This window comes from Occallatibacter sp. (genome assembly GCF_036502485.1).
GTDB lineage: Bacteria > Acidobacteriota > Terriglobia > Terriglobales > Acidobacteriaceae > Telmatobacter.
The window spans coordinates 1-11,182 of sequence record NZ_DASXYM010000086.1; the positions used below are offsets into that span (position 1 = coordinate 1).

The following is an 11,182-nucleotide window of genomic DNA, read 5'->3' on the forward strand; positions in this document are numbered from 1 at the left end:
TTCTTGGGGCTGTAGACATAATTGTTCGAGGCCTCCACCGCCGTGTGCCCTTCGGTCTCGGCCACATTGCCGTCCCCATCGCCGCGCAGCCGCGTCTCCATCTGGTACTCGTACAGCGACGCCCACGACCCCAGATCGTTCCAGCTGAACTCCGCCGTCAGACAATACAGGTTCGACTTGTGCTCGCCCTTGGCCGAGCGCGGCTCCAGCACCGCATAGTCCACTGAAATGTTCTCGCACTTCGAATACAGCTCGCGGAACGTCTTCTCAAAGTTCGGCGTCCTGTAAGCCGCCGCAATCTCTTCCAGCAGTGGAGCCGTCTCCGGCAAGTGCTCGCGCACCGCATTGGCCAGCGTTCGCGCCGACCAGATGAACATACCCGAGTTCCAGTAGTAATTGCCCGCCGCCACAAACTCCTGCGCGCGGTTCAGGTTCGGCTTTTCCGTAAACCGCCTCACATGCAGCGCGGCGTCATTCTTCGCCAGGTCCCCGGTCTCGATATACCCGTAACCGGTCTCCGGCCGCGTCGGCTCAATCCCGAGCACGATGATGTTCTCGCCGCTGGCTGCCAGATCAATTGCCTTCTGCAGCGCCCTTAGAAAACGCGGCTCGTCCCCAATCACGTGATCGGAAGGAAACACCCCCAGCACCGCATCGGGATTGTCCCGCTCCACCAGGAACGCCGCCAGTCCGCACGCTGGCGCCGTATTCCGCGCCACCGGCTCCTGGACAATCTGACTCATCGGCACGCCTTTGAGCTGGTCCGCAATCTCCTGCGCCAGGAATTCGTTCGTGATCACCCACGTACTGTCCGCGCCGCTTAGCGGCTTCAACCGCTCCACCGTCTGCTGAATCATCGAGCGCTCGCCATCCAGCGCCAAAACCTGCTTGGCGCGCGCACGGCGAGACCGCGGCCAGAACCGGGTGCCACTACCACCGGCAAGGACTACAGGGCGAAAATCAATCTTCGACATGAGAAACACATCCTATTTCACTAACGCGGCTACTGGGTAGTGACAGCGGCTACATCCCTGCTCGCAGATATCGCTCGTTCCGTTTACGGGAATCTATCGCGTTGAAACGATCAGGCCAGCCGGCTCAGGAATTCTCCCATGCGGCGCGTACCCTCGTCGATACTCTGACGAGTCACAGGGTAGGAAAGACGAATGTGCTCGCCCGTCCCGAAGGCCTCCCCCGGTACCGTCACCACATGCGCCTCGTGCAGCAGACGGGTCGCCAGCTCGGTCGCCGTCCGCACCCCGCCCTTGCCCAAAAACGCCGAGATGTTCGGGTACACGTAGAACGCACCCTCCGGCTTCGTGCACGTCACGCCCGGAATCTCCGCCAGCTTCTTCAGCATGTAGTCGCGCAGTTCCTTGAACTCGGTACGAAACTCCGCCACGCACTCCTGCGACCCGGCCAGCGCCGCAATCGACGCCTTCTGCACGATGCTCGTCGCGTTCGACGTCTGCTGCGACTGCAGCTTCGAAAGATTGGCGATAATGGCCTTCGGCGCCAGGGCGAATCCCCCCCGCCAGCCCGTCATGGCGTACGTCTTTGACAGCGAACCAAGCACAACCATGTGCTCCTTCGCCCAGCTGAACGACCCCGCCGACACCGGCTTGCTCTCATAGTTCAGATACACATAGCACTCATCCAGCAGCAGGTAAATGCCCCGCTCATGCGCCAGCCTCACAATCCGCTCCAGGTCCTCGGCAGAAACCACCGACCCCGCCGGATTCGACGGCGAATTCAGCACAATCGCCCTGGTCCTCGGCGTAATCGCCCGCTCAATCGCGTCTGCCGTGATCCGGAAGCTCTCCGCCTCGCTCGTCTGCAGATACACCACCTTGCCGCCCGCATACTGGATGATGTCCTTGAAGCTCACCCAGTAGGGCACCGGCAAAATCACCTCGTCCCCGTGATCCACCAGGATCTGGATGGCATTGAACAGCGCGTGCTTCTCGCCCACCGTAAAGATGGCTTCGTCAATCCCGTAATCCGACCCAAAGTCCGCCGCGTGCCGGTCCACAATCGCCTTGCGCACGTCCGGAATGCCCGGCACCACCGTGTAGCGCGTGAAGTTGGCGTTGATCGCCGCAATGGCCGCATCCTTAATATGCTGCGGAGTTGGAAAGTGCGGCTCCCCGGCCCCAAAGTCCACCAGGTTGGCGCCCCCGGCGCGGAGCTTGGCAGCCTCGGCGGCCACCGCCATGGTTGCGGAAACTTCAATCCGGCCAATGCGGTCGGCAAACACCTTCTGCGGAGCGGCAACAGTCGTCATATCCCTATCTTTACAGATTTTCTCGCACCCACAAAGCCCGTTCGCCCGTCGAACAAAGCCGTCCCCACCCGTTCACGCGTACTCCGTGCTTTCTGCTTTCTTTTCTTTCAGTCATTCCCCAGGCAATCCCCTTTTCGCGGGGAATGAACCTGGATCCTCGGCGCGGCGCCGCCCCAATCCCAGCCCAGTCCCAGCCCAGTCCCAGCCTAAGCACAGTTTCGGCAGCAGCTCAATGTCCAGACCCTCTCTTCACTCCTGATTCCTGTGACCGCGCTCACATCCTGCCGATCGCAGAAGAGCCATACTCATTGTCCCTGCCGAATCTGGCAGCCCTGCGCGACCCATGCCGTCTACCGCCCATTCCGCCGCTTCAACCACTCTCCCGCTTCTGCAACGCCAGATACACCGTCTGTTAACCAGAAAAATAATAGGCCCTTTTTTAAATTATTTTTCTTCTCGGAATCAACCCACCTCTTTTCATCGGGATCCAGGGTTTACGCATGTGATTCAGGTCACAAAATCTTCTTGTAAGCACTCCACAGTATTCGCATTTTATTCGCTAAGATGGATTCAGGCAGTTAACGAAGCAGTAAACCTCGCAAATCACTCGAGAGATGGCCGGAGAACAGCCCGCTCCACCTCCCACCGGACGCACCTCCAAACCACAGCGGGGCACCCCGGCAAGAATGGCGCCGCAGGCGCGAGTGGCCCCACCGCAGGTGGCAGGTGGTGCTAGAATTCGATCGAAACTGCGCTCCAGGATTCTTGCTTGCTCCCCCCTCTGCGGAGCAGACTGAGAGTGCGCTCTCTGAAGGAGAAACACCCGCATGGCCATTGCCGATGATCGCGCCAAAGCCGTTGAACTAGCCCTCAGCCAGATCGAAAAACAGTTTGGAAAGGGCTCCATTGTCCGCCTCGGATCCAAGGAAGCCCTGGTCCCGATCTCGGTCATCTCCACCGGCTCCATCAGCTTCGACGCCGCCCTCGGCGTGGGCGGAGTTCCACGCGGCCGCGTCATTGAAATCTACGGCCCTGAGTCCTCCGGCAAAACCACCATCACCCTGCAGATCATCGCGGAAGCCCAGCGTGCGGGCGGCCTCGCCGCCTTCGTCGACGCCGAACACGCCCTCGACCCGGCCTATGCCAAAAAGCTCGGCGTGGACGTCGACAACCTCCTCGTCTCCCAGCCTGACTCCGGCGAGCAGGCCCTCGAAATAACCGAGGCCCTGGTCCGCTCCGGCGCCATTGACGTCCTCGTCGTCGACTCCGTCGCCGCCCTCGTCCCCAAGGCCGAGCTCGACGGCGAAATGGGCGACTCCCACGTCGGCCTCCAGGCCCGCCTCATGTCGCAAGCCCTCCGCAAGCTCACCGGCACGGTTTCCAAATCCCGCACCTCGCTCATCTTCATCAACCAGATCCGCGAGAAGATCGGCGTCATGTTCGGCAACCCTGAAACCACTACCGGCGGCCGCGCCCTCAAGTTCTACTCCTCGGTCCGCATCGATATCCGCCGCATCGCCGCCATCAAGGAAGGCGACGCCGTCACCGGCAACCGAACCAAAGTCAAGATCGTGAAGAACAAGGTCGCCGCCCCCTTCCGCGAAGCCGAGTTCGACATCCTCTACGGAGAAGGCATCAGCCGCGAAGGCGACGTCCTCGACCTCGCCGTGGCCAACAACATCGTGGAGAAGTCCGGCGCCTGGTACAGCTACTCCGGCGAGCGCATCGGCCAGGGTCGCGAAAACACCCGCACCTTCCTCAAGGAAAACAGAGACGTCTTCGCCAAAATGGATGGCGAGCTGCGCAAAAAGCTCAACATCGGCGCAGCCTCCAAAGCCGATGTTCCCGAAGTCCCCGCCTCCGGCCCCGCCGAAGCCAAGGAAGCCGTCCGCAGCCGCCGCGGGTAAAGTACCATGCACGCAGATGGCGGCGGTCCCAGCCAGGACGGCCGCCATTTTCTTGACAATTCAAAGGTAGGTATGTAAGGTATGAGAGTAAAGGAGGAGTATGACGCCCACCGACATTACCAAGAAACACGTTATCTCGGCCTACATCCGGCCTGCCCAAGAACGTGGAGAAGATACCATTCAAGTCCGGGTCGGAAATGTCCTGAAAGATCTTGGATGGTCCAACCGGACTCCGTCCGTGTTCTCAACCCTTAATTCAAAGGCGTTCCAGGCAGAGGCTGGCTTGGAACTAGTTGAAAAACGGGGAGGCCCACCATCCGGGGGCCCAAGCACCACATGGCAATTCACCTATCGCATCTTGCCGCAGCAAAGTCCTCACAGCACAAAAAGGCACAACGGACCCTCGGGGTCCCGGCTGATGGCGCTTTACGGCTTATGCGCTGACACATTCAAGGCACTTGGCGGTGGCGAAGCCTTTCTCAGGCGAGAGCGCCAGTGGGGACCAGATGCGTGGGAGAGATACGAGGCCGAGCTCGCAAAGGAGAAAGCTTCGGGGAATGATCGATGAATCGAATCTGTTGGGACACCATGCTCTTCATCTACCTCCTCGAAGCAAACCCGGCTTTTTCCAAGCGGGTAGAAACACTGCACAACGACATTCTCCGCCGCGGAGACCGTCTCTGCGCCAGTGTGTTCACCATCGGCGAAGCTCTCACTGGACCGCGGAAACGCAACGACACTGCAGGAATCAAAGGCATCAAAGAGTTCTTCGATAGTGACGAAGTCGAACTTCTCCCGTTAAACGCTGACGCAGCCGACCGCTACAGCATGATTCGCGCCGGATCGCGCATCAGCCAGGCCGATGCCATTAATCTTGCGACCGCCGCCGCAGCTGGCGTGGATCTCTTTGTGACCAACGACAGGGCGCTATATCGCCTCTCTATTCCCGGTATTCGATTCATGATGGATCTCGACGGGAAGGTCTATTAGGAACCATCCGCCTCCTCCTCCCGTATCCACCCATGTCCCGACAGGAGCGGACCCCCGGCAGTTTTTCCGCACCTCGTCTACACTTGAACCACCCATGAGATTCGTCCGACGAGCTGCGCTTTGGCCGATCGCGACCTTGCTGCTGGTCGTCTGGGCAATCCCCCCTGCCTGGTCCCACGATGAGCCGGCAAACGCCGCGTCCCCACAGCCGGCCGCCACGCACCCGCCGATCCCCGGCGCCGTCACCCCCGCAGGCCACATGGAGGCCCACCTCGAAGGCCCATGGCATTTCCAGATCGGCGACAACCCGCAGTGGGCTGACCCCGCTCTCGATGACAGCTCCTGGTCCGCCATCACCCTCGGCAAGCCGCTCTCTGAACTCGGGTTCGATTCCTATGCCGGATATGCCTGGTACCGGATTCGCATCAACGCGCGCCAGCTTCAGCCCCCCGGGGAATCGCTCGACCTGCTCCTCACTCCTCACACCATCGGCCAGCTTTCCGTCTTCGCCAATGGCCAGGAGGTCGGCCACACCCGTGGCATGACTCCCAGCCCCAGCATGTATCAGTCGCTCCCGCTCGAGATCAGCCTGCCCCCACCCGCACCCGACGGAACCATCACCATTGCCATCCGCTCCTGGGCCGCGCCCGGCGTCCAGATCTCCCATGGGCTGCTTGATCGCGTCGACATCGGCGCCCATCACGATGTCACCGAACGCCTCGCCATCGCCATCTCCCACCGCTGGGATCAGCAGGTCATCGCAGGCATGGTCCTCAGCTTTCTCTTCCTCTTCGTCGCCGCCCTGGGCGCCATCCTCTACATCGCCCAGCGCCACCACTCCGAATACCTCTGGCTCTCCCTGCTCTGCGTGTCCGTCTTTCTCCACGGCATCTTCGAGGTCTTCTGGAGCCTCGAACTCATCCCCTTCTCTGTCTACATCCCCCTCAACCTGTATAGCGACCGCATCTTCATGGCGGTCACCCTCGAGTTCATCCTCCGCTTCACCGCCGAACCGAAGATCCGCCTGACCCGCATCGTTCAGGGCACCCTCCTGATCCTTCCGTTCGCCCATCTTCTGGGTTCGGATTCCTTCTACCAGGCCCTCTCCGTCGCCGCGGAAATCGTCTTCCTCACCCTGGTCATCTCGCTCCTCATCCGCGCCTGGCGCCGCGGCTTCCGGGAAGCCGGCATCATGCTCCCGCCCTTCTTCCTTGCCGCCATCGCCGGCTCCATCGACACCATCCTCAGCTATCTCGCCGCCAATAAATGGATCAGCGACATGGTCGCGTTCTACCGCTACCACATCGGCCCCATTGAATTCAGCAACGGCACCCTCGGCTACGCCGTCTTCCTCGTCAGCCTCATCGCCGTCATCCTCTACCGCTTCGTCCGCGTCATTCAGGAGGAGCAGCGCTCCAACGCCGAAATCGCCGCTGCCCGCAGCGTCCAGGCCATGCTCATTCCCACTGAGCTGCCCTCCAACAAATACTTCATGCTCGAGAGCGCCTACGTCCCGGTCAACGGCGTGGGCGGCGACTTCTTCCAGGTCCTCCCCGTCGAAGATGGCTCGCTCCTCGTCGTCGCCGGCGACGTCAGCGGCAAGGGCCTCCAGGCCGCGATGAACGCCAGCACCCTTGTCGGCGCCTTCCGCAACGAGCTCTCCCACGAGCCCGCCACCATCCTCCAGCACCTCAACAATGTCCTCTGCGGCGCAGATTCCACCTCCCGCAGCCGCGACAAAGACAGCGTCGTCAGCTTCGCCACCTGCCTCTGCGCCCGCATCTACCGCGACGGCGCCATGGAGATCGCCAACGCCGGCCACCTCAGCCCCTATCGCGACGGCCGCGAAATGGAGCTCCCCCCCGGCCTGCCCCTCGGCGTCATCCCCGGCATGACTTACGAGCAGGTCTCCTTCCAACTGGAGCAGGGACAGCGCATCATCCTCCTCTCCGATGGCGTCGTGGAAGCACAGAACGACCACGGCGAGCTCTTCGGCTTCGAGCGCACCCAGCAGGTCTCCAACGAGTCGGCCCGTTACATCGCCCAGACGGCCAAGCGCTTCGGCCAGAACGACGACATCACCGTCATCTCCATTTACCTGGCCGCCTGCCAGCCACGCGGCGTCCTGGAAGAACTCGCGGGCGCATACTGACGCGCGGCGCCGCTCCTAAACAGCACTGCTACAATCCCTTTAGAACCGCCGATGCCCGTCCGAGCCATTTATCCCGGCACGTTTGACCCGCCTACGAATGGGCATATCGATCTGATCCATCGCGGCTGCAAGCTCTTTGACCACCTCACCGTCTCGGTGCTCAACAACCGCGGAAAAGATCCGCTGTTCAGCGTCTCAGAGCGCGTCGAAATGCTCGAAGAAGCCACCCGCACCCTCGGCAACGTCTCCGTCGCCATGTTCAACGGCCTCATGGTCGACTTCGCGCGCCAGCAGGAAGCCACCGCCGTCCTCCGCGGCATCCGCGCCATCTCCGATTACGAGTACGAATTCCAGATGGCGCTCATGAACCGACGCCTCGCCCCCGATATCGAAACCGTCTTCCTCCAGCCCGCCGGCCGCTACTCCTTCGTCAGCTCCCGCATGGTCAAAGAGGTCTTCAGCTTCGGCGGCGACATCACCGGCCTCGTCCCCCCCAACGTCCTCAAGCGCCTCCGCAACCGCATCGCCAAAGCCTGACTCGCTCCCCGCCCGCAGCCACTAAACTTGGGCGGAGCTACGCTGCCAAGCAGCGCTAACCCGCTGATCTCGTCGCAAACACAATCGCGCCCATTCCGCATTACACTGGCCCTGCGAACGCCACACGCCTATGCCCGTCGCTCACCTGACCCTCGAGATCCGCATCGAGCACGCCCAGTCCCTCAAGGACCGCCGCCAGGTCGTCCGCTCCCTCAAAGACCAGCTCCGCCAGGGCTTCAACATCTCCGTCGCGGAGATGGACGAGGCCGTCACCTGGCGCTCCGCCACCATCGGCGTCACCGCCATCTCCCGCTCCCGCGAATACCTGCACGGCCTCATTGAAGAAGTGGAGCGCGCCGCCCGCCGCATCCTCAATGAACACGGCGCCGAACTCACCGACGCCTTCTGGGACTACGTCGAAATCTGACCCGCCCGCATACCCCGCTAACCCGCTAACCCGCCAACTCGCCAACCAGCCAACTCGCCAACCCCGCCAACCCGCTAGCCAGCCAACGTGGCAGAAGCCATCGCCCGCCCGCGATCCGCCCCAGCCGCCGGCAGCGCAATCGCAATCCGCACTCCCCCGCGCTCCCCGTTCCTCGCCGTAATGGTCCCCGCGTGCGCCCGCACCACCGCATCAATAAACGCCAGCCCCAACCCGTGCCCGCTCGAGTCTTTCCCGCGCACCCGCCGCACAAACAGGCTGCTCAAAATCTGCCCATCGAAACCCGGCCCGTTATCTTCAACCGTCAGCCACGCGGCGTTCTCCTCTTCCCGCAGGCGGATCGTCACCGCACAGCCCGCAGGCAGATGCCTTACCTCGTTGTCGAAAAGATTCGCCATCATCCGATGCAGCAGGCCCGCATCGCCCACAATGCGCACCGGCCCGTCGCTCAGCAGCCTCACCTTCAGCCCGCGTTCCGTCATCGACGGCTCATACAGGTCCACCATCGCCGTCAGCAGCTCGTTCAGGTCGATCTCCGTGCGCATCAGCCGCAGCGCATCCGCCCGCGCCTCCGCCACATCCAGTGACTTGTTCAGGAAGTCCGTCAGCCGGTCCAGCTCCTCAATCGCCGACACAATCGCCTCCGACGGCTCACCCTCCCTCCCCACCGAGAGCGACGACTCCAGCTTCCCCCGTATCGCCGTCAGCGGGCTGCGCAAATCGTGCGCCAGCGAATCCGTGATCGTATGCAACTGATGCATCGAGCTCTCGATCCGGTCCAGCATCCCGTTCAGCGTCAGCGCCAGGTGCGCAATCTCGTCGTTCCGCCTCGACGTCGGCACCCGCGTGTCCAGGTCCGAATGTCCAATGTGCGATGCCGCCTCCGATATGCGCCGCACATGCCTCAACATCCGCCGCGTCGTAAAAAACACAATCCCAAACCCCAGCAGCACCAGCGAAAGCCAAAGCAGAAAAAACCGCGTCCGCAGATTGCGTACCACCCGCAGCTGATCGCGCTCTGACAACCCCAGAAATACGCGGCTGCCATCCTTCATCGGCAGCGACGCCACCCGAAACGGCTTGTCCCATCCGCGAACCTGAATGTCCCATGGCCGGTTCGCCACAATGCGGCTGCCCAGCACCGCGTCCAGATACGTCTTCCCCTCGCCCGGACCCACCCACAGCTTCAGCGATCCGTCGCTCCCCGCCTGCAGAAAGAAAACCGAGTCGTTGGGTTTCTTGCTGGGACCCTCGTCCCCGTCCCCATCGCCTGACGTCTGCCGGTCCGGAACCTCGTGCTCCGCCAGTTCCGCAACCTCGCCCACCACGCGGTTGTAGAGCGCGTCATCGGGAGTGCGCTGCGCCACATCCGCCAGCGTTTCCACTTCCCCGGTGAGCCACACATCCACCCGGCGATGGATATCCGTTGCCACCACCCGGTCCAGCACGAAAAAAACCACCATCGTGCCCGCCGCAAATGCCAGCGTTGCCCACAACGAGATGCGCCACGCCGCACTGCGCATCGGCGGCCTCGCCGCGGCTTTAACGGTCTTTGACGACATAGCCCACCCCGCGAAGGGTTCGAATCAGAGGCGGCTGCCCATGCCCATCCACCTTCCCGCGCAACCGGTAGATGTGCACATCCACCACGTTCGTGTCCGGCTGGATGCGCATCCCCCACACCTTCTCCAGAATCATCGAGCGCGTCACCACCCGCCCCGCATTCCGGCAAAGATACTCCAGCAGCACAAACTCCTGCGGCGTAAGCTGCAGCGCCTGCCCTGAGCGCGTCGCCTCGCGCCGCAGCAGATCCAGCTCCAGGTCCATCACCCGCAGACGCGTCGCCTCGGTAGACACCGGAGCATTGCGCCTCAGCAGATTGCGCAGCCGCGCCAGCAGTTCCGCCATCGCAAACGGCTTGGTCAGATAATCGTCGCCGCCCTGCTCCAGACCCCGCACCCGGTCGTCCACTGACCGCCGCGCCGACAGGATCAGCACCGGGGCCTGCACCCCCATCTGCCGCAGCCGCAGAATCAAACTGATTCCGTCCTGGTCCGGCAACCCCAGGTCCACAATCAAAATGTCATAGGAATGAGCCGGCGCCAGAGCCTCGGCGCTCTTGCCGTCCGGCGCCACATCCACCTGGTAGCCGGCCTCCGTAAGCGCCTGCTTCAGGAAACCCTGGATATCGTTTTCGTCTTCAACTAACAGAAGCCGCATGTCAGGTATTCAGTCCAAAAGTGCCGCAGAATCAGTGACTACACCAGCACACACCATTGGACACGCCCGCCCTCCCACTTGTCATTGCGCCAAACGCCAGATGAACAAATTGTCATGCCCACCCTGAATGAAGCGCGTGGGGCTTTGGATCAGGGCTCGACCCCCAGCCTGCGGAAATTCTCTTGAGCCATTGTTTTGGAAACGGCACGACTTAACCGCTGGCGGAGCAAACTCGGCTGAAGAGGCTTTGTAACAAGGGCACGACTTCAGTCGGGCCGCTAAGCTGCTCAGAAGCAAGGCCGGGCTTTAGCCCCTGCCGCAGTTCCCATGTTGAAGAGGCGTCTCCTTGAAGCTTCTCCGCAGCCTGTTCAGTCGTGCCGATAGACGACTCCTGAATTGTGCGGGCTTTAGGCCCTGAGGGACGCCCCCAACCCTTCCCGCCTGCCCAAGCCCTTCCGAGATGCGCCTCGCGCCCCAGCCTTCCGCACGTCTGACGAGCTGCCGGGAGTGACCTGACCCCCTGAATCCGCCCATTTCGGAATACGATTTGGACGAAGGAAGGGGAAGGACGGATGAGCCGAAGCAAGCACACGGAGGCGCAGATGATCACTGCGCTGAAGCAGGTTGAGGCGGGCCGCACGGTCGAT

General features: G+C 62.1%; 9 protein-coding genes. 5 read left to right on the top strand and 4 right to left on the bottom strand.

Annotated features, from left to right (window positions below; all coding sequences use genetic code 11):
• Together VGL22_RS12290 and VGL22_RS12295 are read right to left on the bottom strand one after the other, a co-directional pair.
• Positions 1 to 974, bottom strand: a 974-nt coding sequence (locus tag VGL22_RS12290) for a mannose-1-phosphate guanylyltransferase (RefSeq protein WP_465267223.1), incomplete at its 3' end; no start/stop codon positions are given.
• A 110-nt stretch (positions 975 to 1,084) separates the two neighbouring features.
• Positions 1,085 to 2,284: a pyridoxal phosphate-dependent aminotransferase gene (locus VGL22_RS12295; protein WP_465267224.1), complete on the bottom strand. Its 1,200-nt coding sequence runs from the start codon at positions 2,282 to 2,284 to the stop codon at positions 1,085 to 1,087.
• Between the two features lie 833 nt (positions 2,285 to 3,117).
• On the opposite strand from VGL22_RS12295, the gene recA reads away from it, so the two are divergent.
• The 5 genes from recA to VGL22_RS12320 all read left to right on the top strand — a co-directional run bounded on the left by recA (position 3,118) and on the right by VGL22_RS12320 (position 8,297).
• Complete coding sequence (gene recA / locus VGL22_RS12300; protein WP_465267231.1) at positions 3,118 to 4,191, top strand: recombinase RecA; 1,074 nt, start codon at positions 3,118 to 3,120, stop codon at positions 4,189 to 4,191.
• Positions 4,192 to 4,755: 564 nt separating this feature from the next.
• Complete coding sequence (locus VGL22_RS12305; protein ID WP_465267225.1) at positions 4,756 to 5,181, top strand: type II toxin-antitoxin system VapC family toxin; 426 nt, start codon at positions 4,756 to 4,758, stop codon at positions 5,179 to 5,181.
• Positions 5,182 to 5,275: 94 nt separating this feature from the next.
• Positions 5,276 to 7,333 (top strand): PP2C family protein-serine/threonine phosphatase, encoded by a 2,058-nt coding sequence (locus VGL22_RS12310; protein ID WP_465267226.1) that lies wholly within the window; start codon positions 5,276 to 5,278, stop codon positions 7,331 to 7,333.
• 51 nt (positions 7,334 to 7,384) lie between these two features.
• Positions 7,385 to 7,870 carry a pantetheine-phosphate adenylyltransferase gene (gene coaD / locus VGL22_RS12315; RefSeq protein ID WP_465267227.1) on the top strand — a complete coding sequence of 162 codons (486 nt, stop codon included), beginning with the start codon at positions 7,385 to 7,387 and terminating at the stop codon, positions 7,868 to 7,870.
• Between the two features lie 130 nt (positions 7,871 to 8,000).
• Positions 8,001 to 8,297 carry a DUF503 domain-containing protein gene (locus tag VGL22_RS12320; protein ID WP_465267228.1) on the top strand — a complete coding sequence of 99 codons (297 nt, stop codon included), beginning with the start codon at positions 8,001 to 8,003 and terminating at the stop codon, positions 8,295 to 8,297.
• Positions 8,298 to 8,371: 74 nt separating this feature from the next.
• Here VGL22_RS12320 and VGL22_RS12325 read toward each other — a convergent pair whose 3' ends face one another.
• Together VGL22_RS12325 and VGL22_RS12330 are read right to left on the bottom strand one after the other, a co-directional pair.
• On the bottom strand, positions 8,372 to 9,877 hold the full coding sequence (locus VGL22_RS12325) for an ATP-binding protein (protein WP_465267229.1): 1,506 nt from the start codon (positions 9,875 to 9,877) through the stop codon (positions 8,372 to 8,374).
• Complete coding sequence (locus VGL22_RS12330) at positions 9,858 to 10,535, bottom strand: response regulator (protein ID WP_465267230.1); 678 nt, start codon at positions 10,533 to 10,535, stop codon at positions 9,858 to 9,860. The genes VGL22_RS12325 and VGL22_RS12330 overlap by 20 nt, the downstream gene beginning before the upstream one ends.
• Positions 10,536 to 11,182: the final 647 nt, after the last annotated feature.